This is a genomic window from Novosphingobium aquimarinum, assembly GCF_009746585.1.
Taxonomy (GTDB): domain Bacteria; phylum Pseudomonadota; class Alphaproteobacteria; order Sphingomonadales; family Sphingomonadaceae; genus Novosphingobium; species Novosphingobium aquimarinum.
In genome coordinates this window covers 1-23577 of sequence record NZ_WRPO01000016.1, presented here as the reverse complement: position 1 = coordinate 23577, position 23577 = coordinate 1, and the positions used below count along the sequence as shown (strand labels likewise).

Here is a 23577-nt window from a genome sequence, read left to right as displayed (position 1 = left end):
CCCGCGGCGCTGCCGGCAAGAAATCACAGCGATTCCGGAGTCTTGAAACGAGCGAGGCCGCGTTCGGACGCAGCTTCGCGCACCACCCCTATGTAACTTGCACGATTACCGGCAGCCGCCCCCCTCAGCATTCTTGCCGAGTTCGATCTCGGGGGGTGCACGAACATGATTCATCGTGTGGTCTTGGCCATCGCCGCAAGCGCAGTCTTCGCCCTGTCCGCCGATCTGCAGGCGCGTGAGTTGGCGCCCGTGCTCTCGAGCGACATCGCGATGCAAGCGATCGTGTTCGAGCTGAAGCCTGGTCCTGCGAAGCACGCCTCCTCAGAAGCAAGCTTTCGCAATTCGCATGCCACTACCCTCGAAGCAAAGGCCGGCGACGAACCGGGTCCCGGCACGGGGCAAATCAGCGCGGTCGATGAGCACGGACACGAAGCTGCCGCAATAGCGGCCGCGCGGACCGTCGCCGAGCCTGGCGACGAAAAGGCGCGTCCCGGCCCCGCCATCTACCAGGAACCCCAGACGGCCCCGGATCGCCATACCCTTGAGAAGACGGGCTGGACACGCGATCTGGTGGCGCTCGAGATTGCATTCCAGATGGCCAACGCGCTCGATGCGATCACGACGCAGCGATGCCTGCGACGGGATCGGTGCAAGGAGGTGAACCCTCTGTTCGGCAAGCACCCGAGCACCGGGATGATTTACGGGACCAAGGCGGCGGCGGGGCTCGCCCACTATTTCGCGATCGACATGCTCTCGGATTCCAGCCCCGCGACGGCGCGCGCTGTGGCCTGGGTCACGACGATCTTTCAGACGGGCGTTGTCGGCATCAACATGTCGCGGACTTTCTGAGCGGGAGCGCCGGACAGGTCAGCCGGCCTTCTCCCGCATCCGCTTGCGCAAGGCCAGAACGTAAATGACCAGCGCGACACCGGCGAACAGAAACCACTGGACCGCGTAGGACAAGTGATTGTTGGGAATCTGCGAAGGATCGGGAATGGCGTTGGCCTCGAGCCCGGCCACAGGCGGGTCCGCGACGAGGCGCGGGCCGGGTGCGATCACTCCCTGCACTTCGCCGCCCTGCCAGCGCGCGCCCGCCGCCGCGAGCGGCTCGCGCGACCAGCCCAGCACCACTCGCCCGACCGCGCCATCGGCGAAGACGCAGTCCGCGACTTGCGCGACCCCGGCTTCGTCCGCGGCATTGCGACCGGCGATGCCGCTGTGGCTGACGACGCGCGCGCAGGTCACGCGCGAGCGATGATAAAGCGCGGCTTCGCTCTCGCCCTCTCGAGGCCACGGGACTTGCGCATTGCTGGCTTGCGCGGCCTCAAACGATTCGAGCAGCGCGCGTTTTTGCTCCCGCCGCTCGAGTTGCCAGAAGCCCAAGGCAATCATTGTCGCGACCGCGGCCAGGACCAGCAGCGTCGCCAAAACGGGAATGCGCCGTGTCACTTGTCCTTCAGCCGCCCCTCGCCAGCCTCTCGCTGATATTCGGCAATCAGCAGCGCAGCCTTGCCAGCCCGCAATCCGGCGATCACGAGCGCGGTCGTCAGCGGAATCCAAAGTACGACATGGACCCAGAACGGGGGCTCGACCGCCAGCTGCAGCCAGATCGCCAGGACCGCGATCAGGGCGCCGATAATCAGGGTGAGAAACGCCGCCGGGCCATCGCCCACGTTGAACTGAGCGAAGTCCAGACCGCAGGCCCGGCAACGCGGCGCGAAGCTGGCGACACCGTCGAACAGCGTGCGGGCCCCGCAGCGCGGACACAGACCGAAAAGGGCAGCCCGAGCGAACCCCGGCTGCCCTTTCGAATTTTGGTCGGTTGAGGTCACCCTCGGGGCCGCATCAGTGCGTCGGGTAGCCCCAGCCACCCCACACATAGACCGCCACGAAGAGGAACAGCCACACGACGTCGACGAAGTGCCAGTACCAGGCCGCGGCTTCGAAGCCGAAGTGCTGGCGCGGAGTGAAGTCGCCGCGGTACGTCCGCACGAGGCACACGATCAGCATGATCGTGCCGACGATCACGTGGAAGCCGTGGAAGCCGGTCGCCATGTAGAAGGCGGAACCGAAGGTGTTCACGCCAAACGGAAACGGCGCGACCGAATACTCGTACGCCTGGATCGAGGTGAACAGCAGGCCGAGCAGGATCGTTGCCCACAGACCCTTCTTGAGGCCGTCGCGATCGCCATGGATCAGCGAGTGGTGCGCCCAGGTCACGGTCGTGCCAGAGCACAGCAGGATCAGCGTGTTGAGCAGCGGCAAGTCGAACGCGTCGATCACTTCCTCGGTCGACACCGGCGGCCACTGGCCGCCAACGCTTTCCGCGAGCGGGCTCGGGAACAGCGAGAAGTCGAAGAAGGCCCAGAACCAGCCGACAAAGAACATCACTTCCGAAGCGATGAACAGGATCATGCCGTAGCGCTGGTGCAGCTGCACCACCGGCGTGTGATCGCCCGCATGCGCTTCGCCGACGATCTTGGCGAACCATGCGAACATGCTCGCCAGCAGCAGCGCCATGCCCAGCCAGGGCACGAAGGCACCGCCCGGCAGATTGTGCATGTACAGCACCATGCCGGTGGTGAAGGTGAACGCCCCGATCGTCGTCGCCAGCGGAACGATGTCCGGCGGCAGAATGTGGTAGTCGTGGTTCTTGGTTCCGGCCATCTGCCTTGGTCCCCGTCTTTCAACAATGCGCGGTTTCAAGGACCGCGAAGATTGCCCGTGCTGCCCTTAAACACCGGATCCGGTACGGTCCAGTGCCTTTGCTCCGCTGGCCGCATCGGGATGGAATGTGTAGCTCAGAGTGATCTGTTGGACGTCTTTCGCCAGATCGTCGTCGAGGATCGCGGGGTCCACGTAGTAGAGGACCGGCATGCGGATTTCCTGCCCGGCTTTCAGCGTCTGCGAGGTGAAGCAGAAGCACTGGATCTTGTTGAAGTACTTGCCGACGTAGGCGGGCTCGACGTTGAAACTGGCGGTGCCGGTGATGTCGTGGTCCGAATCGTTCTTGGCCCAGAAGATCGCCATGTCGCGCGCACCGATCGAGACCGTATCGGTCACTTGCAGCGGCTTGAATTCCCACGGCATGCCGCGTTCGACGTTGGCATCGAAGCGAATCGAGATGGTGTTGTCGTGGACCTTCACGGTCGCGGCTTGCGCCTCGTCGACGCGCTGCGTGGTCCCCTGGAAACCGGTGACCTGACAGAACATGCGATAGAGCGGCACCGCGGCAAATCCCATTCCCAGCATGCCCAGCGCAACCACCGCAGGGATCGCGGCGGTGCGGACGTTGCTGCGGGGCTTACGCTCGGCCATGGCTCAGGTCATCTTCGCGATCGAGATGAAGTAGACCAGCACCACGAACCCGGCGAGAACCAGGCCCAGCACGAGATTGCGCTGGCGGCGGATACGTTTGGGATCCTGCGGCGTGGTCATCAATCAGTCCTCAAGCGACCATGCGGTCAACGACAAGCGCAGCGAACAGGGCGAACAGGTAGATGATCGAATAAGCGAACAGCTGCTTTTCGGGCTTCATCGTGTCGTCCGGCCCGGTGCGTTCGCGCAAGCCGACCCGCGCGGACAGCGCCAGAAACGCCAGCGACAGCAGCGCGGCAGCGATGCCGTAGACCGCGCCCGTGCCGCCGATCCACCAGGGCGCCATGCTGAGCGGCAGAAGCAGTACGGCATAGCCGAGAATCTGGCGCCGCGTCGCCGTCTCGCCCGCGACCACCGGCATCATCGGGATCCCGACTTTGGCGTAGTCGCTCTTCACAAACAGCGCGAGGGCCCAGAAGTGCGGCGGCGTCCAAAAGAAGATGATGGCAAACAGCACCACCGGCATCAGCGTGATATTGCCGGTCGCCGCGACCCAGCCGATCAGCGGCGGAAACGCGCCTGCACCACCGCCGATGACGATGTTCTGCGGCGTGCGCGGCTTGAGCCACATGGTATAGACGACGGCGTAATAGAAGATCGAGACGGCCAGGATCGCAGCCGCGAACCAGCCGATCGCGAACCCCATGATGAAGACCGAAGCGCTCGACAGCGCCATGCCGAAATCGCGTGCGTCAGTGCGGCCGATCCTGCCTTGCGGCACGGGTCGGCCCGCGGTGCGCTTCATGCCCGCGTCGAGATCGGCTTCCCACCACTGGTTGAGCGCGGCGGCTCCGCCGGCGCCGATCGTGATGCACAGGATCGCGGTAAAGGCGAGCACCGGGTGGATCCGCTCGGGCGCCGCGATCAGTCCGCAGATCGCGGTGAAGACCACAAGGGTCATGACTCGCGGCTTGGTGAGCGCGAGGAAATCCTGCCAACCGGCGGGCATCGTCGACCGGCCGACTGCGGGTTCTTCGAACACGGAGGCTGCGAGTGACGGGCTCATCGCGGGAGACAGGGTTTGAGTCATAACATCGGATACCATTGATTATTCATGCATGCGAGGGGCAGAGCTTGGCGCCCGCCCCCCGTCAGCAATTGCGTGCGGTGTCGAACCCGACCGGCCCGGAGGCGGGGCAGGTCGTGCACTCAGTGGTGATGCGTGGCTTCGATCACCGGCAGCGTCTCGTACTGGTGGAACGGCGGCGGGCTCGTCAGCGTCCACTCGAGCGTCGTCGCACCTTCGCCCCAGTAGTTGCCTTCAGCCTTCTTGCCGGCAGTGAAAGCGTAGATGATGTTGGCGAACCAGATGACGAGCGAGGCGGCCATGATCATGTAGCCATCGGTCGCGACCTGGTTCCACTGGGTGTAGGCCTCCGCGTAATCCGGATAACGACGCGGCATGCCCTGCAGGCCGAGGAAGTGCATCGGGAAGAAGATCAGGTTCACGCCCACGAAGAACACCCAGAAGTGGATGTGCGCGAGCAGTTCGGAGTGCATCCGGCCGCTCATCTTCGGGAACCAGTAGTAGAAGCCCGCGAACAATCCGGTCACCGCGCCCAGCGAGAGCACGTAGTGGAAGTGCGCGACCACATAGTACGTATCGTGAAGGACGTCGTCGATGCCGCCGTTCGCCAGCACGACGCCGGTGACGCCGCCGACGGTGAACAGGAAGATGAAGCCCAGCGCCCAGACCATCGGCGATTTGAACTCGACCGAACCGCCCCACATGGTGGCGATCCACGAGAAGATCTTCACGCCCGTCGGCACCGCGATGACCATGGTGGCGGCGGTGAAGTACATCTTCGTGTTCACCGAAAGACCGGTGGTGTACATGTGGTGAGCCCACACGATGAAGCCGACCACGCCGATCGCGACCATGGCGTAGGCCATGCCGAGATAGCCGAACACCGGCTTCTTCGAGAAGGTCGAGACGATCTGCGAGATGATGCCGAAGGCCGGCAGGATCATGATGTAGACTTCCGGGTGCCCGAAGAACCAGAACAAGTGCTGGTAAAGCACCGGATCGCCGCCGCCCGCCGGATCGAAGAAGGTCGTGCCGAAGTTACGGTCGGTCAACAGCATGGTGATCGCCGCGGCCAGCACCGGCAGCGCGAGCAGCAGCAGGAAGGCGGTGACCAGCACCGACCATACGAACAGCGGCATCTTGTGCATGGTCATGCCGGGGGCACGCATGTTGAAGATGGTCGTGATGAAGTTGATCGCACCCATGATCGAGCCAGCACCGGCAAGGTGCAGCGCAAAGATGCCGAAGTCGACGGCGGGACCGGTCGAACCATAAGTGGAAAGCGGGGCGTAGACCGTCCAGCCCGTTCCCGCTCCGTTGCCCATGCCGCCAGGCACGAAGGCCGAACACAGCAGCGAACAGAAGCCGGCGACCGTGAGCCAGAACGAAATGTTGTTCATGCGCGGGAACGCCATGTCCGGCGCGCCGATCATCAGCGGAACGAACCAGTTGCCGAAACCACCGATGATCGCCGGCATGACCATGAAGAAGACCATGATCAGCCCGTGGGCGGTGATCAGCACGTTCCAGGTGTGCAGCGTCGAGTTGAAATCGGGGTTGGTCGCCCCGAACCAGCGCGCGAAAGTATCGAGATACTGAATGCCGGGCTCGGCGAGTTCGACCCGCATCATGCCCGAAAAGGCACCACCGACGATCCCCGCGATGATCGCGAAGATAAGGTACATCGTGCCGATGTCCTTGTGGTTCGTCGACATGAACCAGCGCGCGAAGAACGGCGGCTTGTGGTCCGCGCCGTGATGATGATCCTCGGCGTGGGCCTGGAACTGGTCTGCAGTGGTGGCCATGATCTATATGAACCTTACCTTGGAATGTCTTTGCTTAGGCGGCGGGGGCGGCGGTCATGTCCGCCTCGGGCGCGGCCCCGGTTGCGTCGGCGCCAGGAGCGGCGCCTTCGGCTGCGGTCGGTTGCTCACCCGGCAGGTAATCGGTGCCGTCGGCCGCCTTCTTCTGGGTATCAAGAACGCCACCGGCATGCGTGAGGACCCAGGCGTTGTATTGCGCGCGCGGCAGCGCCTCGACCGCGATCGGCATGTAACCGTGCTTCGCGCCGCACAGCTCAGAGCACTGTCCGTAATAGACCCCCGGCTTCTCGACGAAGAGAGTCTTCTCGTTGATCCGTCCGGGCACCGCATCGAGCTTGAACCACAGCGACGGCACCGCGAACGAGTGAATCACGTCGGCCGCGGTGATCTGCAAGCGGATCGGTTCACCCACGGGTACGACCATGCGGTTGTCGACTTCGAGGTGCGAAGGACCGTCCCAGGGCTCGGACCCGACTTCGCGGATGCCGTTGTTGATCACGGGCGAACCGGGAATGTTGAGCATGTTCGAAACGACTTCGAATTCGCCGTTGTCCGGGTAACCGTAGGTCCAGTACCACTGGTTGCCCGTCACCTTGATGGTGAGCGCTTCCTTGGGCGCCGGCTTGAACTGCTTGGCGAGCAAGTCGATCGAGGGCACCGCGATACCGATCAGGATCAGCACCGGGACCAGCGTCCAGACCACTTCCAGCACGGTGTTGTGGCTGGTCTTGGATGCGACCGGATTGCTGCGGCGATTGAAGCGGACAACGATGACGATCAGCAGCAACAGCACGAACAGGCTGATGATGGTGATGAGCGGCATCAGGACCGCGTTGTGAATCCAGTGACCGTATTCGCCGAGTTCGGAATACTGATCCTGCAAGCCGATCGCGCCTGCTACCGGCATGCCGACGCCCGCCGTCGGCTTCATCGGGGTGTAGGCACCGCCTGTGGCAGCGGCATCGCCCGTAGGAACGTCGGGGACGATCGGGTTGCCGGCGGCGGCAGCGGCTTCGGCACCCTTGTCGGGCGCCTTCATCTGTTCCGCACCAGTCTGAGCCACGACCGAGGCCGACGGCGCCTGCGCCGCCGGAACCGTGGATGCCTGGGCCAGGCCCGGCGTAACGAGCAGCGCCAGCGCGAGCCCTGCAGCCTTGGCCGAACGTGAGACCGCACGGGCATTCCCAATGACGTTCATCGTTATCTTGCTTCCATTTTCTCTTGGCGCACCAGGCGAAATCCAGCCCCGGCAACGCACCCCCGACATGGAGACTGAGCCCCTTGCGCCGCGCCTATACGCGCGCTTGCGGCCTGTCTCAAGCGCCTCTAGGGGAAAATTTGCCCCGGGCACAAACCGAAAATGCATCGACGCGCGAACGGACGCGCACAGACCGAAAGCGCAACACCATGCAAGAAGAAGACGTCCTCGCCGAGTTCCGCGCCAGCAAGGCGCTGCTCGAGGGGCACTTCCTGCTCTCGTCAGGCCGGCACAGCGCGCATTACCTGCAGTGCGCCCGAGTGTTGATGAATCCCATGCGCGCGGGGCGCCTCGCGGTCGCGCTGGCGGCGAAACTGCCGCACGAGGTTCGCCGCAACGTCACCAAGGTCGTTTCGCCGGCGATGGGCGGAATCATGATCGGTCACGAAATGGGCCGCGCGCTCGATGTCGACGCGATGTTTCTCGAACGGCCCGAAGGCACGTTCGAACTGCGCCGCGGCTTCGCGCTCGAGCCGGGCGACAAGGTCCTGATGGTCGAGGACGTGGTCACCACCGGCAAGTCCTCGAAGGAGGCGATCGCCGCGATCGAAGCGGCGGGCGGCACGGTGATCGGCGCGGCCTCGCTGGTCGATCGGTCGGCGGGCGAGGTCGATCTCGGCGTGCCGTTCACGCCGCTGATCGCGCTGACCTTCCCGACTTACGCGCCGGACGAGCTGCCGGACGAACTCGCCGGCACGCCCGCGATCAAGCCGGGTAGCCGGGCCAGCGCCTGATGTCCGCACGCACCGCCCTGCGTAGCGCGGTTTCCCGTGTGCTTCTGGCCGCAGGCGCGCTGATCGCGGTTGCCGCTTCGCCCGCGCCGGTCGAGCCGGAAATCGCGAAAGTGACCACGCTTGCCCGCAACGCGGGCTTCGACGGCACGATCCTGATCGGCCGCAGCGATGGATCCAGCCTGACGGTACCCGTCGGCGTCGATCCGGTGCCGGTCGATGCGGTATGGCGCTGGGCCTCGATCACCAAGCAATTGACCGCGGTCATGGCCATGCAGGAAGTGGCGCGCGGGACGCTGGATCTCGATGCTCCGGTATCGCGCTACTGGCCGGAGTGGCCGGCGCGCTATGCCGACCAGATCCGCATCCGCGACTTGCTGCTCCACGAAAGCGGTCTTGCGAACCCGGACGATTCGCCCCCGGACGGACAAGGCGTGCCGGGCTTCTATCGCGGGGCCGTGGTACCGCCGGAACAGTCGGCAAGCGGCTATTGCGCTTCAGCGCCGGGTAAAGCGCCGCGCGGCGCGTTCGCCTACAACAATTGCGATGCCATCGTGCTGGGCGAAGTGCTGCGCCGAATTACCGGCAAGACCGTGCCCGAACTCTTCGCAGACCGCATCGGCCGCCCGCTCGGTATGACGGACTTCGGGCTCTACGAGGTCGGCGAATCGCGACCTGAGTCCCATGTTCGGCCCATCGGCGAAGGACGCGACAACGATCCCCTCATCGACCTTGGCGCTTATGGCGCGGCGGGAAGCGCCTATGGCACGATCGCCGATCTCTGGCGCTTCGATCATGCCTTGATCGCTGGCAAGTTGCTCGATCCTAGCCAGCGCGACGAAATGTGGTCGAGCGCGGCCGAGGATGGCTGGCGCGCGCTGTTCCAGTGGAGCTATCCGGCCCGCATCGCGGGATGCGCTAAGCCGGTCCGCGTGATCGAGCGGCAAGGCCTGATCGAGGGCATCGAATTGCGCAATTACCTCCTTCCGGAGCGCGGCGAGGCCGTGATCCTGTTCGGCCGCAAGCGTCCGCTTGCCTTCGGCCAGCCCTGGGAAGGCAAGGGCCTCGCCCACGATCTCATCGCACAGGTGGCTTGCTCATGACCGACCGACTGCGCCTCGGCGTCAACATCGATCACGTCGCCACGATCCGCAATGCGCGCGGCGGCGACCATCCCGATCCGGCGCGCGCTGCCGAGATCGTCGCCCGCGCGGGCGGCGACGGCATTACCGTGCACTTGCGCGAGGATCGCCGCCATATCCGCGACGACGACTTGCGCCGCGTGCAGGATGCGACCGGGCTGCCGCTCAACCTGGAAATGGCCGCGACCGAGGAGATGCTCGAAATCGCCCTGCGCCACGCGCCGCACGCAGCCTGCATCGTCCCGGAAAAGCGCGAGGAGCGCACCACCGAGGGCGGGCTGGATGCGGCGGGCCTGCACAATCAGCTCGCGCCGATCGTCTCGCGACTCGGCGATGCGGGCATCCGGGTGAGCCTGTTCATCGCGCCCGAACCGCGCCAGGTCGAAGCCGCGATCCGCCTCGGCGCCCCCGTGGTGGAGTTCCACACCGGCGAATATGCGCACGCTTTCGACGATCCAGACGCTTCCGACTCGCTCGCGCGCGAACTGAAGCGCATCGCCGACATGGCCGCGCTCGCCGCCAAGAACGGCATCGAGCCGCACGCCGGGCACGGCCTTACTTACGAAAACGTCCAGCCGATCGCCGCCATCCCGCAACTCGCTGAGCTCAACATCGGCCACTACCTTATCGGCGAGGCCATCTTCAACGGACTGGAAGCAAGCGTGCAGAAGATGCGGCAACTGATGGACGAAGCGCGGTGAAGGACGTTCATTTGAAAATGCGGCACCGGCCCACGCCCCCACCCGACCTCCCAACGAAAGTATATTGCCATGGGAGGCCGGGTGGGGGCGTGGGCCGGTGCCGCCAGCCAGGCCGCGGATGCGGCGTGGCCTCAACCGGAAAAACGTCATGATCATCGGCCTCGGCTCTGACTTGTGCAATATCGAGCGGATCGCGAATTCGCTCGAGCGCTTCGGCGAGCGCTTCGAGAACCGCGTCTTTACAGAGGTCGAGCGCGGCAAGGCGCGGCGGCGACCGTTCACCATCGCGGGCACCTATGCCAAGCGGTTCGCAGCCAAGGAGGCGTTCTCCAAAGCTGTCGGCACGGGATTCAAAGCGGGCGTGTTCATGAAGGACATCGGCGTGGTCAACGCGCCGTCGGGCGCGCCGACGCTCAAGCTCGAAGGCGGCGCCGCGGCGCGGCTCGCGGCGCTCACGCCCGAGGGGCACGAGGCAGTGATTCATCTCACGCTCACCGACGACCATCCATGGGCGCAGGCCTTCGTCATCATCGAAGCCCGGCCCTTGCCCGGGGCGGCCCGGAGCTAGTCTTGAAGGAAACCAGCATGTCCCGCGCGCCGGAGGAGGCGAAGCCCGAAGCCGGGACCAACTGGCTGGCCGAATTGCGCGGTCTCGCGATCATGCTGCTGGCAGTGCTCGCGTTCCATTCGTTCATCGCCAAGCCGTTCTTCATCCCCTCGATCTCGATGATGCCCAACCTGCTGGTCGGCGATCGCTTGGTCGTGAGCAAATATCCCTATGGCTGGAACTGGTCGTCGCTGAGCTTCCACTTGCTGCCGCGCGGCACCTGGCGGATTGCGGGCAGCACGCCCGAGTATGGCGACATCGTCATCGTCGTGCCGCGCAACCGCCGCGAGGACCTGATCAAGCGCGTCGTCGCGCTGCCGGGCGATCGGATCGCGGTGGTGAACGGCCAGATCGTGTTGAACGACAAGCCGGTGCCCCAAGAAGTCGAACCCGCGCTCGAATTGCCCGTCGATCCGAACCAGCCTTGCGCGGAATACAACTTCCCCGGCCTCCAGCGCCGCACGCCGACGGGCAAGCAAGTCTGCGAATTGCCACTGCTGCGCGAAACATTGCCCAACGGCGCGAGTTATCTCGTCATCGATCACATGGACCAGACGCTCGACCACATGGCCGAGATCGAGGTCCCAGCGGGGCATGTGTTCCTTATGGGCGACAATCGCGATCATTCCGCCGACGGCCGCGAGCCACTTGCACTCAACGGTCTTGGCGGTCCGGTGCCGCTGACCGACATTGGCGGCCGCGCTGAATTCGTGACCTTCTCGCTCGACGGCACGCAAAGCTGGAACCCGCTGACGTGGTGGCCGGCGCTGCGTGACGGCCGCTCGTGGACAAGCCTGCGTCCCCCGCTCGATCCCTCGGCCCAGCCATGAGCGAGGCCAAGAATCCGCAGATCGGCCCGCCCCGGGAGGCGGGACCGACCGACATTCACGATCCGCTCATTCGCCGCGAAGCGCGCAAGGCCTTCGTGTGGCTTGGCGTCGCGGCGCTGTTCGCGCTGGCGGTGGTGCTATCGGGATCGCTGATGGTGATTTTCGGCGGCGTGGTTTTCGCTGCCCTGATCGACGGCGGCGCGCGCCTTTTGGGCCGCGTCCTGCCGATACCGCGTGGCTGGCGGGTGGCCATCGTCCTGGTCCTGGCCGCACTGTTCCTGCTGTGGACCGCGCAGTTCGCTGGCAGTCAGATCGCATCTCAGGCCGCCGCCCTGCCCGAAACTGTCGAAACCCAGTTCTACCGCGCGCTGCAATGGCTTCAGGCTCACGGCTTCGATATCAAGGTCGACGATGTTCAGCGCCTGGCGCGCGACGCGATGGGCGGCATCGGCCAATTGACCCGTGCCGTCGGTGGCATCATCGGCGCTTTCACTACGCTGTTTCTGATCCTCGTGCTCGGCATCTACTTCGCGCTCGAGCCCAATCTCTACCGACGCGGCGTCTCGTGGATGCTGCCGGCCGAAGAACGCAATTATTTCCGAGACACCACGAGCGAAATGGCCAGCGCACTGCGCCGTCTGCTCGCGGGACGCTTGCTCGGCATGGCGGTGGAAGGTGTCGCGACTTGGCTGCTGCTGCAGATCTACGGCGTGCCGATGGCCGTCCTGCTCGGTCTCATCACCGGATTGCTGGCCTTCCTGCCCAATATCGGCGCCCCTATCTCGGGTGCGCTGATGGTAATGGTCGGCTTCTCGGGCGGGGTCGAAATGGGCATTTTCACGATCATCGTCTACGTCGTCGTTCAGACCGTGGACGGCTACGTGATCGTGCCGATGATCGCGCGCAAGACGGTCGATCTCGCGCCCGCCTTGGTGCTCGCGGCGCAGCTCATCATGGGCGTGCTGTTCGGCCTGCTCGGGCTGATCTTCGCCGATCCGCTGGTGGCGATGATCAAGGTCTGGCTGGAACGCTCCGCCGCGCGGCACCAGAGCGAAGACGCGGAAGACACCGAAGCGCAGGCCACGTCCACCTGAACCATGGCGCGCAAGTTCCTGTACGTCATTGCCGGGATCACCGTTCTCGTCATCGCCGGACTGTTCCTGCTGCGGATCTTCGCCGATGATCTGACCGAACTCGCCTTCGTGCCCAGTGCCGAATTCGCGTCGCCCACTGCTGCGAGCCGCCCGGATTATGCGCAGCCGAAGTACTGGATCTCGCGACCGGGGCTCAAGACCGAACCGGCCAGGTGGTATCCCGAGGATGCCGATCCGCCGGAGCCCGAGCCACAGCCTGCGCCGCAATCCGGCGTCGTGTTCTTCGTGCATCCCACCAGCTACATCTCGCGCGATTCGTGGAACGGGCCGATCGACGATCCCACCGCCCGGTCCCGCGCCGAACTGTTCGTGCGCGGAATGGCGAGCCCCTTCCACGCGGCCTCGCAGATCTGGGTTCCGCGCTATCGACAAGCGACGATCGGCGCGTTCCTGACCAACGATGTCCGCGCGATGATGGCGCTCGATCTCGCCTATGCCGACGTGCTCGCGGCCTTCGACACGTTCGTGAAGGAAGCCCCGGCGGACGAGCCCATCGTGCTGGCCGGGCACAGCCAGGGCTCCTTCATCCTGCGCCGCCTGATTCGCGACCGGATTGCCGGCAAGCCGATCGCCAAGCGGATCCTCGTCGCCTACCTCGCGGGATGGCCGGTCTCGATCGAACACGACTTGCCGCTGATGGGTCTGCCCGCCTGCGAAGGCGCCGAGGACACCGGGTGCATCACCAGCTGGCTCACTTTTGCGGACCCTTCCGATACGGCCATGCTGCGCGAGGCCTATGCCAGCAAGCCCGGCCTCGATGGCGAGCCGGTGGGCAGCAGCCCCTTCCTGTGCGTCAATCCGCTGACGGGAACGCGCGATGGTGTCGCCCCACCCGCAGACAATCTCGGCACTCTGGTGCCCGATCTCACGAGCACGCCGATGCAAGCCAAACTGGTCAAGGGGCAGATCGGGGCGCGGTGCGAGGACGACAACCTGCTGCACATCGGCGATCCCCCCGATTTCGGGCTCGGGCCTTACGTGCTGCCCGGCAACAACTATCACCTTTACGATATCACGCTGTTCTGGGCTAACCTGCAGGCGGATTATCGGCGGAGACTTGAGGCATGGCAGGCGACCCGCAGCCCCCGCTGATCACCACCGGCGCGCTGGCGTTCCGCGACGCGCTGCCCGATGGCGGCGCGCTGCTGGCGCTCGACCTCGGTACCCAGACGATCGGAACGGCGTTCTGCGATGCGGGCTGGCATTTCGCGACACCGGGCAAGACGCTGAAGCGCGGCAAGTTCGGTGCGGACCGCGCGGTGCTGCAGGCGCTCGCGACCGAGCGGAGCGTGCGCGGCGTCGTCATCGGCTTGCCGCTGAACATGGACGGGTCCGAAGGGCCGCGGGCGCAGGCCAGCAAGGCCTATGCCCGCAACCTTGGCGTGCTGGGCCTGCCGATCCTGCTGTGGGACGAGCGCTGGTCGACCACGAGCGCCGAGCGCGATCTGATCGGACTCGACATGAGCCGCGCGAAACGCGCCCAGCGCATCGATTCGGCAGCGGCCGCGGTAATTCTCCAGGCCGCGATCGACGCGCTTACCGGCGGCTTCGCCTGATCAGTCTTTGCCGGGCTGGCGCAGCACGATGATGAGGCCCTGCTCGTCGTCCGGCGCCTTCTCGCTGGTCAGAGTGCGTCGCATGGCATCCGCCCTGGCCCGGTCGATGACGGCAGGTGCCACTCCCGGTTCGCACCAGATCACGTCGGCGCTTCCCAGCAAGCGCGCTTCGCGCAGCGTCAGGTCTTCGGGATCGTCGCTGCGCAGCACGATCTCGATCCGCTCTGTGGCGCTGTCCTCAGCCCCGTCGAGCCAGCGGTCGAGTGCGGCATCGGCGCCGTCCACCAACGGATCGAGCACGCCCCCCTCCCCCAGCGCGGCATCGAGAGCGCGGCGGCGATCGCCCGCATCGCTCCAGCGTGACCGCATGCGGGGGCGCGCCTGGTAGAGCGCGTCGGCAAGCCGTCCGAGGCGGGCCGGCAGCAGCGTTTCGAGCCGCAACCGCAGCGCCTTCGCAAGCCCCGCCGAAGCCCCGCCGGTCCCGATCGCCAGTAGCACCGGATTGCGATCGAGGATCGAAGGCACGACGAAGTCGCACAGCTCGGGCCGGTCGGCGGCGTTGACTAGCAGGCCCGCACACCGCGCGCGCACGGCATCGGCTTGCGCGCTTTTCTCGTCATCGTGGGCGATGAACGCGAGCCGCGCGCCCTTGTCGATGCCTTCCTGCAGATCCTCGATCACGAGGCCGCCCGCGCGCTCGACCAGCCGCCGCTTTGCCTCCGCCGCATCGCCCGAGCCCAGCACGATCACCGGCTGACCGGCAATGCGATGGAACAGCGGGAGCGTGTCGATCATCCTGCGAGTCGCCTACCCAAGCCAATCGGGCACGCGCTCTGCAGCGAGGATCGTCGCCGGCTCGATCCGGTCGGCCACGACCGCCCACTTGTCGCCGTCCACCAGCACTTCGGGCACCAGCGGGCGCGAGTTGTAGGTGTTCGCCATCGTCGCGCCATAAGCGCCGGCTGTCCGGAACACGGCAAGATCGCCCGGCTTCACCGTATCGATGTCGCGGCCCATGGCGAAAGTGTCCGAGCTTTCGCAGATCGGGCCGACGACATTGGCGGCCATTCGCTGCCCGGTGGGCACGACAGCGGCGAAATCGTGCCAGGCATCGTACATCGCTGGGCGCGCGAGGTCGTTCATCGCCGCGTCGACCACCACGAAGGGATTGATCGCGCCGGGCTTCACGCGGATCACCTGCGTCACCAGCACGCCCGAATTGCCGGTGATGATCCGACCCGGTTCGAACATCACGGTGACGTCCCAGTCCTTGGTCGCTTCGGCCACCATTGCGCCATATTCCCCCGGTCCGGGCAGTGCATCTTCCGCCTTGTACGGCACGCCCAGCCCTCCGCCGAGATCCATGTGCGTGACTGTGAGGCCCTGCCCGCGCAGTTCCTGCATCAGCTTGCCCATCTTGGCGAAAGCGAGCCGCGAGGGCTCGAGATCGCCGATCTGGCTGCCGATGTGCACCGCGAGGCCGCGCAAGTTCAGCCCCTCGAGCGCCGAGAGCCGCGCGTAGATGCCGGGCGCCGCATCGTAGGCAACGCCGAACTTGTTCTCCGCCTTGCCGGTCGAGATCTTGGCGTGGGTGCGCGCATCGACATCGGGATTGACTCGCAGCGTCGCGGTCGCGACTTGCCCGCGCGACGCGGCGATCGCGGCGAGTTCGACGCCCTCTTCCTCGCTTTCGAGGTTGAATTGCCCCAACCCGGCGTCGAGCGCCTCGATCATCTCGCGCGCGGTCTTGCCGACACCCGAAAAAACGATGTCCTCGCCCGCCATGCCCGCCGCCAGCGCGCGGTGCATCTCGCCTGCCGAGACCACGTCCGCACCGTAGCCCTCACGCTGCAGCACGCGCAGCACCGCGAGATTGGGGTTCGACTTCACTGCGAAAGCGAGGTGGATGCGGGGGATCGCGGACAGCGCCTCGCGAAAAACGCGGGCGTGGCGCTGAAGCGTGGCCCGCGAATAGACGTAGACGGGCGTGCCCACCGCATCGGCGATCGCGGTCAGCGGCACGTCCTCGGCGTGGAGCACGCCGTCCTTGAGGTGAAAATGGTCCATGAGTCTCGGTTATTCGGGGGGCGGCAAGTCGTAGGGATCGTCTTCGCGCTCCTCCGACCGGGTTCTGAGTTCCACGCTGCGCTCGGGAATCGCGAGCGTCGGCGTTTCGAGCAGCTCGTTCGCAGTCAGCCGCGCCTCCCGACCGTACGGGGCCGGCGGCAGTTCCTGGCCGGGCCGCAGACCCAGCGACGATTTGGTGCCGCACGCCGCCAGCAACGGGATCAGCACCAGCGAAACGACGATCTTGCGCAACTGCGTCACTCCATTCCCAGCGCGGTCCGCGCCTCGGCGACGCGTTCGCGAACCTGATCGGGCGCGGTGCCGCCGTGGGACTTGCGCGCCGCCACCGATGCCTCGACCGAGAGCGCGGAGAATACGCGTTCGTCGATGCGGCTGTCGATGGCTTTCAAGTCCTCGAGCGGCAATTGGTCGAGCGCCATGCCCCGGCTCTCCGCCAGCTTCACCGCGGCGCCGGTGATGTGATGCGCCTCGCGGAAGGGAATGTCGCCCTCGCGCACGAGCCAGTCGGCCAGATCGGTAGCGGTGGCATAGCCCAGTTCGGCAGCCTGGCGCATGCGCTCGGGGCGGAAATGGGTGTCCGCGACCATGCCTGTCATCGCCGCGATCGAGAGCGCAAGCAGCCCGGCCGCTTCGAACACCGGCGGCTTATCGTCCTGCATGTCCTTCGAATAGGCGAGCGGCAGGCCTTTCATCGTCATCATCAGCGAGACGAGGCAGCCGGTGATCCGCCCCGCATGACCGCGCACCAGTTCGGCGGCATCGGGGTTCTTCTTCTGCGGCATGATCGAGCTGCCGGTCGAAAGCGCATCGGGCAGCGCGGCGAAGCCGAAGGGCTGGCTGGCCCAGATGATGAACTCCTCGGCGAGGCGCGAGAGATGCAGCGCGCACTGGCTGGCGGCCATCAGGAAATCGAGCGCGAAGTCGCGGTCGGAGACCGAATCGAGGCTGTTCGCGGTCGGCCCGTCGAAGCCCAGCGCTTGCGCGGTCATCTCGCGGTCGATCGGAAAGCCGGTGCCCGCGAGCGCCGCCGAACCCAACGGACAGCGATTGAGCCGCACGCGCGCATCGGCAAAGCGCGAGCGATCGCGCGAGACCATCTCGTAATAGGCCATGAGGTGATGGCCGAGCGTGACCGGCTGCGCGGTCTGCAAGTGGGTGAAGCCGGGCATGATGGAGCCCGCATGCTCGCCCGCGCGGCGCACCAGCGCCTGTTGCAGCGCTTCGAGCCCCGCATCGGCCTGATCGATCGCATCGCGCACCCACAAGCGGAAATCGGTCGCCACCTGATCATTGCGCGAGCGGGCTGTGTGGAGCCGTCCCGCCACCGGCCCGATCAGTTCGGCGAGACGGGACTCGGTGGTCATGTGGATGTCCTCGAGGTCCCAGTCCTCGGGCACTCCACTGGCTTCGTATTCGCCGGCGACGGTATCCAGACCCTGCGCGATCGTGACGGCATCGTCCGACGAAACGATCCCCATCGCGCCCAGCATCGCGACATGCGCCTTGCTCGCAGCGATGTCCTGCTGCCACAACGCCTTGTCGAACGGGATCGAGGCATTTATCTCGCGCATGATCGCGGACGGCCCTTCCGCGAACCTGCCCCCCCACATTTGGTTGGAACCTGAAATGCTATCCCGTTCGCTCAAGCTCGCCGTCCTTGGTTGTACCGTCCTGATCGGCGGCTGCGATAGGGGAGCCGAACCCGCGGCGCAACCGAAGCAAGCGACCGCCAAACCGGCTTCCGCCGCGCCGGTCAGCGACAAACTCGATCGCAGCCATGCGGGCGAGCCCCTGCCCAGCCTGACGGTCAAGAATGCGAGCGACGAAAGCTTGTCGCTGGCTTCGCTCAAGGGCGAACCGGTGCTGATCAACTTGTGGGCGACCTGGTGCGCGCCGTGCATCGCCGAACTGCCGACGCTCAATACCATCGCCGGCGCCGGCAAGCTGCGCGTCGTCACCGTTTCGCAGGACATGGGCAAGCCCGAGGAAGTCGCCCCGTTCCTGAAGGACAAGGGCGGCGCGAACCTTCCGGCCTGGCTCGACCCGGAAAACGACCTCGCTTTCGCTTATGGCGGCGGCGTGCTCCCGACGACGATCCTCTACGACGCGCAAGGCCAGGAAGTGTGGCGCTACGTCGGCGGCAACGAGTGGGACAGCAAGGAAGCCGCCGCGCTGCTGAACGAGGCCGGCTGACCGGCTGCCCGATCCCTTCGGAACTTCACGAAGTTCGCCCACCTGGCGCGTAACGAGTTTTCGCTAGGGCGCAGATTCGCGCGCGGCGGTGCTGCTGGCTGACGACGATGGGAAAGAGCGGATTTGCTGCACGAGCGTGGCAGATCCTGCCCTTGTAGGACAGCCGAACGGGTGACCCGATGTCAGAACTCACCCGAGGTGCGATCGTCTGAAGAGGTGATCGGACGGAACCGGTCGTCGATTGGCGGGCGCGTAGCGGCGATACCGCTAGCCCCCTGAGCGATCCGCTCGGACCTGGCGGCGCTGGAGCGGGTAGCGGGAAGCGGGAAGCAGGAAGCAGGAAGCAGGAAGCAGGAAGCCAATTGGTCAATTTATGATCGCTAATTGAATGCTTTGCTTGGGCCCACCTCAAACTTGACCCCCCAACTTTGTCCCGGCAATCTGCGGATGGCATTGGATTGCCGCGGACTGGGAAACGCGCGGTGATTCGCTGCTGGAAAGATACGTCGTCGTAGCAGCCAAGGTAGCTTTTCGAGGCAGCTCTTGGGTGCATGCCATGATTTGGCAGGTGAGCGCGCTGAAGCCATCGACCGAGTCTGGGACTTTTCCGCCGTTCACTGCGCTGACGGCGAATAGCTGCTTCTGGCGAAAGCGGACTTTTAGCTTCGTGCGGTCCCGCATCACGGACTAGTGACGGCGCCGATTTCAGTACAGACGGTTTACCGCTCGCTTCTGGGGCAACACCAATTCAGCTGATTCAGGCGAACACGTCCGAGACGTAGCGCGCATGATCACGCTCCATCTGATCCGCCCAAGCCGCCGCCGCATCCTCGCTCGCGCCAGTCACATCGCGGTAGATGCGCAGGAAGGTTTCGCGCACTGCCGGGGCCATATGACGCCCGTCGCCGCAGACGAAGACCGTTGCGCCCTGCAGGAACAGTTCGGCGACGCGCGTCCGCTCCTGCCACAGACGGTGCTGGACATAGGCGATGTCGCCTTCGGGTGCCGCGGAAAAGGCCGTCAGCACCTCGACCACGCCCTGCTTCTGCCACTGGGCTAGCTCGTCGCGGTAGAGGAAATCGACCTCAGGGTGATCGATACCGAAGAAGAGCAGCGCCGGTCCCACGGACTGGCCTGCTGCCTTCTGGATGGCGCGCTCCTGGATGAAGCCACGAAACGGCGCGATGCCAGTCCCAGCGCAGACGAGAATGATTGGGGTCTGCGGATCCTCCGGCGGATGAAAGGCGACATGCGAGGGGCGCACAACGACCGAGAGCCGCGCGCCGGCTTCCAGCTCGGCGAGGTACGTCGAGGCGACGCCCTGAAAACGGCCGATGCCCGATTGGGCCGGCTGGTCGAGCACGGCGACTGTCAGGGTCAGATGATCCTCGCGCCAGAGCGGACTCGACGAGATCGAATATTGTCGCGCCCGCAGTGGCGGCAGCATGGACAGATAGACGGCAAGCGAGAGATCGCAGGATTGAAAGCGATCGAGCAGGTCGATAACGCTGACCCGCCGGCCAAGAACCTCCGCTTCATACTCGTCACCGGCCAGCCGCTCCAGCGGCGCCTTTTCCGGCGGACAGCGGGTCGCTGCCGCAAGCGCTGTCACTTGGGCGCGGGTGGCCGGCTGGCCGAGTTCGACATAGTTTGCGAGCAAATCGACGGCCGCAACCGGTCGGCCGAGCGGCAGGGCTCCAGCCTGGTTCGCTCCCGCGCGCTCCAGCATCAGCTGGGCATCGGCGGGCAAGCCGAAGCGGCGCAGCACCCGGTCGATTTGCGCGTCCGGATTGCGCGCCAGCACTGCTAGATAGTCGCCCGCTCGGTAGGTCATCCCCGACGGTAGGGCGATTTCGATATGGCGTTTGGATCGCGCGCCTGGAGCGTCGATCGCGACCAATTCGCGATTTTCGACCACGGTCGCCTGATCCATCTCGGTAAGCCGCAACGCCTCGGTGCGAGCATTACGCAGGACTTCCACTGTCAGGGGATTGTTGGTGATCTCCGTTGAGGGCTCTTGTCCGAAGGCGGCGCCAAGGTCCTCCCAAAGCTTGGGCAGCCAGGCGTCGAACGCGCCGAACAAGTCGCTATCGGCATCGCCTTCGCCCCGCTTGATGACCCGCGCCGCCCCCGCCTTCTCCAGTGCCGCATCGACGCGCTGGGGAACGGCCTGATAGGTCCGCGACCATTGGCGGTTGCCGCAACCGAATACTGCGAAGCGAAGGCCGCCCAGCGCGTCGGCGCCGAGTTCCTCAACCCATGCCACGAACTGACCGGCATTGTCGGGCGGCTGCCCCTCATAGGATGCGGTGACCAGGACCAGAGCGCCCTTGTCGGGAAGCTTGCCGGCATAATCGTCGAGCGGTGCGAGGACTGGCGCAAAACCATATCCCAATGCCTCGTTCGCGACTCGATTTGCAAAGGCCTCGGCCGTTCCGGTGTTGCTCCCGAACAGGACGAGCAACGGCGTTGCACCCGGCGCCGGTTCGGGTTTCGCCTGCGTGAGCGGACGGGGCGGTATGGTCGGCGTGACACTGCGCTGATGCGGCGCTACGATGCCACGGCTTCGGGCGCGAACAGTCAGTCCGTGCGGCTTGAGGGTCAGCGTCTCGACCACCTCGAGCCGGTAGCCTGGATCGACCAGCGACAAATCAAAGCGTTGCAGCATCATGGTGAGGACCAGCTTCGCTTCCTGAAGGGCGAAAGCGCGGCCGATGCACGCCCGCTTGCCGTTGCCGAACGGTTTCCACGCATTGGCCGGCCGCGCCGCCACCGCGTCGGGCGCGAAACGCTCAGGCCGGAATGCCTCGACATCCGTTCCCCACACGGCAGGATCGCGGTGAAGAATGGGCTCGAGCACGAGCACCAGATCACCTGGCTCAAGTGGGTATTGGCCACCGATCATGGTTGTGGCGGTCGGCGTTACCGCGAAGGCAGGCGCCGTCGGCCAGATCCGCAAGGTCTCCATCAGGATTTGATCGATGTAACGTAGCTTATCGAGGTCCTCGACCCGCGGTGTTTCGGAGCCGAGCACCTCGCCGATAACGCGACGAGCTTCCTGTAAGACACCAGGGTTTTCCAACAACAGGTGCGTGGCGAAAGACAGCAGGCCGCTGGTCGTCTCGTGTCCTGCGACCAGGAAGGTAATCATCTGATGGATGATGTTCTGGTCGCTCAGCTTTTCGCCGGTAACCGGGTCGGCGCCTTCAAGCATGATGCCGAGCAGGTCCTGTTGGCTGCCGCGCTCGGGATTGCGCCGTCGCTCCTCGACCAGCTGGCGCGCTACCCCTTCCAGCACAGCCTGGTCGGCAGCAAGGCGATGCTTGGAGGCGACCATCAGATTTTTCATCAGGTCGGGCCGCTGTGCGCGCTGGCCGGAGTCCTCAAGCGCACGAACCATCGCCGCCACGAAGGGGTGCATTTCGTTCTGATAGAAGCTGTTGAAGCGGTAGTCGAATGCACAAAGCGCGATCGTATCGAGCGTCAGCCGGGTCATGTTGTCGGCCACATCGATGACCGCGTCCGGGCCGAAACGCTCCCAACGGACGAACATCTGTTCGGCGATGTCGAGCATGCGGTCGAACATGCCGCGCACTCCGACAGGGCCGAACGCGGGCATCAGGAGGCGATGCGCCTTTTCCCAATTTGGCTCTTCGGTATAGGCGGTAAACAACGCGTCGCCAGCCAGCGCTCGCAGTTCCTTGAGCGGCGGATGCAGTGCTTTCTGGAACCGGCTTTCATCGCACAGTTCGTCGACCAGTGCCTGTGAACCCGCAATGTAGATCTCCCTGTCGAAGAACGTCATCCGGAAGAACGGCCCGTGAATTCGCGCAAGGCGCATCAAGCTTTGTATGGGCGCGTTGCGATCGATGTCGGCGATGTTGCCGATCAGGGGAAGACCGCGGGGCTGAGGTATCGACACTGACATATTCCTTCCTTCCTCCGTGTGCCCGCAGGCGCCGCGCTCAACCGCGGCCCCTCGCTCGGCAGCGAGGATGGACAGGGATGCCGCCAGACGGCATTTCCACGTCCAGCCCGCACAACGCCGTGGAAACCAGTTGGTTTCCACGGATGTGGTATGAGATCGCGGCGCTGCAAGGAGATGACAGCCTGTGGAACCGCTCGATGAGGTGAGGAGCCTGGAGAAGCTGAGGCGGGCGGCGATCGACGAGTTCGCGGCGCGAGGCTTTGAGGGCGCCAATATCGGCCGGATCGCACGCGCGGCGGGCATGTCGAAAAAGACCGTCTATCGGTTCGTGGCGTCGAAGGAGGATCTGTTCCTGTCGACCGCCGAGGAACGGGTCGGCGCCACCGTTTATACAGCCCAAGCCGCCGCCTCGCCCGGCACGCCATGTGCGGAGCGGCTCAGACTCTTCCTGCTTGGGTTCGGCGCGCTAGCCTTCTCCGATGATGGCATCGCCTTCTACCGCGTGATGATGCGGGACGGCATTCGCTTCCCGCAAATCGCCAACGGTTATGCGGATGCAATGGCGCGAGGCGTGATCGCGCCGCTGGAAGCGATCTTGCGCGACGGATGCGCTGCCGGTGAGATCGTCATGGCTGACCTGAACCGCGCAGCGCGTACGCTATTGACGATGGTCTTCTCTGAGGCGATGCACGACGCCGCGCTCGGCGTCGATGTGGCGCGAGAAATCCATGACATCGAGGATCGGATTGGATTTGCGCTGCAGATTTTTATGAACGGCTGCGCAGCATAAGCGTCGCTGGTTCATTATTGAAAGGCAACTTTTGGTACACGCTAAACCTTGCCCGGACGGACGACGTTGGCCGCGTTGCCGACGATCCGCTTAGGAACGCATCATCGACAGCTTCTGCCAGAAGCGCACTACTCGGATGGCCGAACTGAACGACGCATTCTGGTCGCCTGCTGCCGGCCATGAGGACACTCAATCCACCGCCCGAAGCCGCCGACAAATCGGCCATTCAGAAGCCCGATGACGTTACCTGTGAGATGGTGCCGGTTTTCTGGACAGGGTGTTAAGCTACTCCCGACCTGATGGATTGGTACGGGAATGAAGACGACGAGGAAGCGCTACAGCGCCGATTTTAAGGCCAAGGTCGCACTGGA

The 23577-nt window shown here is 65.1% G+C and carries 23 protein-coding genes; 11 read left to right on the top strand and 12 right to left on the bottom strand.

Annotated elements, in window-relative coordinates; translation table 11 throughout:
* Positions 1-165 precede the first annotated feature (165 nt).
* Positions 166-849 carry a hypothetical protein gene (locus GQO94_RS14830; protein ID WP_156842215.1) on the top strand — a complete coding sequence of 228 codons (684 nt, stop codon included), beginning with the start codon at positions 166-168 and terminating at the stop codon, positions 847-849.
* An 18-nt stretch (positions 850-867) separates the two neighbouring features.
* Here GQO94_RS14830 and GQO94_RS14825 read toward each other — a convergent pair whose 3' ends face one another.
* The 7 genes from GQO94_RS14825 to coxB form a co-directional block, all read right to left on the bottom strand.
* Positions 868-1449, bottom strand: a complete 582-nt coding sequence (locus GQO94_RS14825) for an SURF1 family protein (RefSeq protein ID WP_232332951.1) — start codon at positions 1447-1449, stop codon at positions 868-870.
* Positions 1446-1832, bottom strand: coding sequence for a DUF983 domain-containing protein (locus GQO94_RS14820; protein ID WP_232332950.1), 387 nt, complete (start codon positions 1830-1832; stop codon positions 1446-1448). Before GQO94_RS14820 ends, GQO94_RS14825 begins: the two co-directional genes overlap by 4 nt.
* Positions 1833-1845: 13 nt before the next feature.
* Positions 1846-2667 carry a cytochrome c oxidase subunit 3 gene (locus tag GQO94_RS14815; RefSeq protein WP_156842213.1) on the bottom strand — a complete coding sequence of 274 codons (822 nt, stop codon included), beginning with the start codon at positions 2665-2667 and terminating at the stop codon, positions 1846-1848.
* Positions 2668-2733: 66 nt separating this feature from the next.
* Entirely contained in the window at positions 2734-3318 is a 585-nt protein-coding gene (locus GQO94_RS14810) for a cytochrome c oxidase assembly protein (protein ID WP_156842212.1), read from the bottom strand.
* 130 nt (positions 3319-3448) lie between these two features.
* A complete protein-coding gene (locus GQO94_RS14805; RefSeq protein ID WP_269748771.1) occupies positions 3449-4384 on the bottom strand; it encodes a heme o synthase in 936 nt (311 codons plus the stop codon).
* A gap of 143 nt (positions 4385-4527) precedes the next feature.
* Positions 4528-6210: a cytochrome c oxidase subunit I gene (ctaD, locus tag GQO94_RS14800; protein ID WP_156842211.1), complete on the bottom strand. Its 1683-nt coding sequence runs from the start codon at positions 6208-6210 to the stop codon at positions 4528-4530.
* A gap of 34 nt (positions 6211-6244) precedes the next feature.
* On the bottom strand, positions 6245-7426 hold the full coding sequence (gene coxB, locus GQO94_RS14795) for a cytochrome c oxidase subunit II (RefSeq protein WP_156842210.1): 1182 nt from the start codon (positions 7424-7426) through the stop codon (positions 6245-6247).
* 209 nt (positions 7427-7635) lie between these two features.
* Between coxB and pyrE the strand changes: the two genes are divergently transcribed.
* From pyrE to ruvX, 8 genes are all read left to right on the top strand, one after another.
* A complete protein-coding gene (gene pyrE / locus GQO94_RS14790) occupies positions 7636-8220 on the top strand; it encodes an orotate phosphoribosyltransferase (RefSeq protein WP_156842209.1) in 585 nt (194 codons plus the stop codon).
* Positions 8220-9320: a serine hydrolase domain-containing protein gene (locus GQO94_RS14785; RefSeq protein WP_156842208.1), complete on the top strand. Its 1101-nt coding sequence runs from the start codon at positions 8220-8222 to the stop codon at positions 9318-9320. The genes pyrE and GQO94_RS14785 overlap by 1 nt, the downstream gene beginning before the upstream one ends.
* Positions 9317-10060: a pyridoxine 5'-phosphate synthase gene (locus GQO94_RS14780; protein ID WP_156842207.1), complete on the top strand. Its 744-nt coding sequence runs from the start codon at positions 9317-9319 to the stop codon at positions 10058-10060. Before GQO94_RS14785 ends, GQO94_RS14780 begins: the two co-directional genes overlap by 4 nt.
* Positions 10061-10208: 148 nt before the next feature.
* Positions 10209-10628, top strand: a complete 420-nt coding sequence (acpS, locus tag GQO94_RS14775; RefSeq protein ID WP_156842206.1) for a holo-ACP synthase — start codon at positions 10209-10211, stop codon at positions 10626-10628.
* A gap of 17 nt (positions 10629-10645) precedes the next feature.
* Positions 10646-11497, top strand: a complete 852-nt coding sequence (lepB, locus tag GQO94_RS14770) for a signal peptidase I (RefSeq protein ID WP_156842205.1) — start codon at positions 10646-10648, stop codon at positions 11495-11497.
* On the top strand, positions 11494-12591 hold the full coding sequence (locus GQO94_RS14765; protein WP_156842204.1) for an AI-2E family transporter: 1098 nt from the start codon (positions 11494-11496) through the stop codon (positions 12589-12591). The genes lepB and GQO94_RS14765 overlap by 4 nt, the downstream gene beginning before the upstream one ends.
* A 3-nt stretch (positions 12592-12594) precedes the next feature.
* Positions 12595-13743: a DUF3089 domain-containing protein gene (locus GQO94_RS14760; protein WP_156842203.1), complete on the top strand. Its 1149-nt coding sequence runs from the start codon at positions 12595-12597 to the stop codon at positions 13741-13743.
* Entirely contained in the window at positions 13716-14207 is a 492-nt protein-coding gene (gene ruvX, locus GQO94_RS14755) for a Holliday junction resolvase RuvX (protein ID WP_156842202.1), read from the top strand. Before GQO94_RS14760 ends, ruvX begins: the two co-directional genes overlap by 28 nt.
* Here ruvX and GQO94_RS14750 read toward each other — a convergent pair whose 3' ends face one another.
* From GQO94_RS14750 to argH, 4 genes are read right to left on the bottom strand one after another with little or no spacing between them, the layout of a single operon-like run.
* Positions 14208-15002: a precorrin-2 dehydrogenase/sirohydrochlorin ferrochelatase family protein gene (locus GQO94_RS14750; protein ID WP_156842201.1), complete on the bottom strand. Its 795-nt coding sequence runs from the start codon at positions 15000-15002 to the stop codon at positions 14208-14210.
* 12 nt (positions 15003-15014) lie between these two features.
* On the bottom strand, positions 15015-16274 hold the full coding sequence (gene lysA, locus GQO94_RS14745) for a diaminopimelate decarboxylase (protein ID WP_156842200.1): 1260 nt from the start codon (positions 16272-16274) through the stop codon (positions 15015-15017).
* Between the two features lie 9 nt (positions 16275-16283).
* Entirely contained in the window at positions 16284-16526 is a 243-nt protein-coding gene (locus GQO94_RS14740) for a hypothetical protein (RefSeq protein WP_156842199.1), read from the bottom strand.
* 5 nt (positions 16527-16531) lie between these two features.
* Complete coding sequence (gene argH / locus GQO94_RS14735) at positions 16532-17905, bottom strand: argininosuccinate lyase (protein ID WP_156842198.1); 1374 nt, start codon at positions 17903-17905, stop codon at positions 16532-16534.
* A 16-nt stretch (positions 17906-17921) separates the two neighbouring features.
* Here argH and GQO94_RS14730 point away from each other — a divergent pair, with 16 nt between their 5' ends.
* On the top strand, positions 17922-18488 hold the full coding sequence (locus tag GQO94_RS14730; RefSeq protein ID WP_232332949.1) for a TlpA family protein disulfide reductase: 567 nt from the start codon (positions 17922-17924) through the stop codon (positions 18486-18488).
* A 757-nt stretch (positions 18489-19245) separates the two neighbouring features.
* Here GQO94_RS14730 and GQO94_RS14725 read toward each other — a convergent pair.
* Positions 19246-22416 carry a bifunctional cytochrome P450/NADPH--P450 reductase gene (locus tag GQO94_RS14725; protein ID WP_156842196.1) on the bottom strand — a complete coding sequence of 1057 codons (3171 nt, stop codon included), beginning with the start codon at positions 22414-22416 and terminating at the stop codon, positions 19246-19248.
* A gap of 184 nt (positions 22417-22600) precedes the next feature.
* Between GQO94_RS14725 and GQO94_RS14720 the strand changes: the two genes are divergently transcribed.
* Positions 22601-23206: a TetR/AcrR family transcriptional regulator gene (locus GQO94_RS14720; RefSeq protein ID WP_156842195.1), complete on the top strand. Its 606-nt coding sequence runs from the start codon at positions 22601-22603 to the stop codon at positions 23204-23206.
* The last annotated feature ends 371 nt before the right edge of the window (positions 23207-23577 follow it).

Coding starts and splice junctions, on each gene's coding strand:
- GQO94_RS14830 (WP_156842215.1), top strand. CDS start 166: ATGATTCATCGTGTGGTCTTGGCCATCGCCGCAAGCGCAGTCTTCGCC.
- lepB (WP_156842205.1), top strand. CDS start 10,646: ATGTCCCGCGCGCCGGAGGAGGCGAAGCCCGAAGCCGGGACCAACTGG.
- coxB (WP_156842210.1), bottom strand. CDS start 7,426: ATGAACGTCATTGGGAATGCCCGTGCGGTCTCACGTTCGGCCAAGGCT.
- GQO94_RS14725 (WP_156842196.1), bottom strand. CDS start 22,416: ATGTCAGTGTCGATACCTCAGCCCCGCGGTCTTCCCCTGATCGGCAAC.
- GQO94_RS14760 (WP_156842203.1), top strand. CDS start 12,595: ATGGCGCGCAAGTTCCTGTACGTCATTGCCGGGATCACCGTTCTCGTC.
- GQO94_RS14730 (WP_232332949.1), top strand. CDS start 17,922: ATGCTATCCCGTTCGCTCAAGCTCGCCGTCCTTGGTTGTACCGTCCTG.
- acpS (WP_156842206.1), top strand. CDS start 10,209: ATGATCATCGGCCTCGGCTCTGACTTGTGCAATATCGAGCGGATCGCG.
- GQO94_RS14785 (WP_156842208.1), top strand. CDS start 8,220: ATGTCCGCACGCACCGCCCTGCGTAGCGCGGTTTCCCGTGTGCTTCTG.
- GQO94_RS14780 (WP_156842207.1), top strand. CDS start 9,317: ATGACCGACCGACTGCGCCTCGGCGTCAACATCGATCACGTCGCCACG.
- lysA (WP_156842200.1), bottom strand. CDS start 16,274: ATGGACCATTTTCACCTCAAGGACGGCGTGCTCCACGCCGAGGACGTG.
- GQO94_RS14815 (WP_156842213.1), bottom strand. CDS start 2,667: ATGGCCGGAACCAAGAACCACGACTACCACATTCTGCCGCCGGACATC.
- GQO94_RS14810 (WP_156842212.1), bottom strand. CDS start 3,318: ATGGCCGAGCGTAAGCCCCGCAGCAACGTCCGCACCGCCGCGATCCCT.
- pyrE (WP_156842209.1), top strand. CDS start 7,636: ATGCAAGAAGAAGACGTCCTCGCCGAGTTCCGCGCCAGCAAGGCGCTG.
- ctaD (WP_156842211.1), bottom strand. CDS start 6,210: ATGGCCACCACTGCAGACCAGTTCCAGGCCCACGCCGAGGATCATCAT.
- GQO94_RS14805 (WP_269748771.1), bottom strand. CDS start 4,384: ATGAGCCCGTCACTCGCAGCCTCCGTGTTCGAAGAACCCGCAGTCGGC.
- GQO94_RS14750 (WP_156842201.1), bottom strand. CDS start 15,002: ATGATCGACACGCTCCCGCTGTTCCATCGCATTGCCGGTCAGCCGGTG.
- GQO94_RS14765 (WP_156842204.1), top strand. CDS start 11,494: ATGAGCGAGGCCAAGAATCCGCAGATCGGCCCGCCCCGGGAGGCGGGA.
- argH (WP_156842198.1), bottom strand. CDS start 17,905: ATGTGGGGGGGCAGGTTCGCGGAAGGGCCGTCCGCGATCATGCGCGAG.
- ruvX (WP_156842202.1), top strand. CDS start 13,716: ATGGCAGGCGACCCGCAGCCCCCGCTGATCACCACCGGCGCGCTGGCG.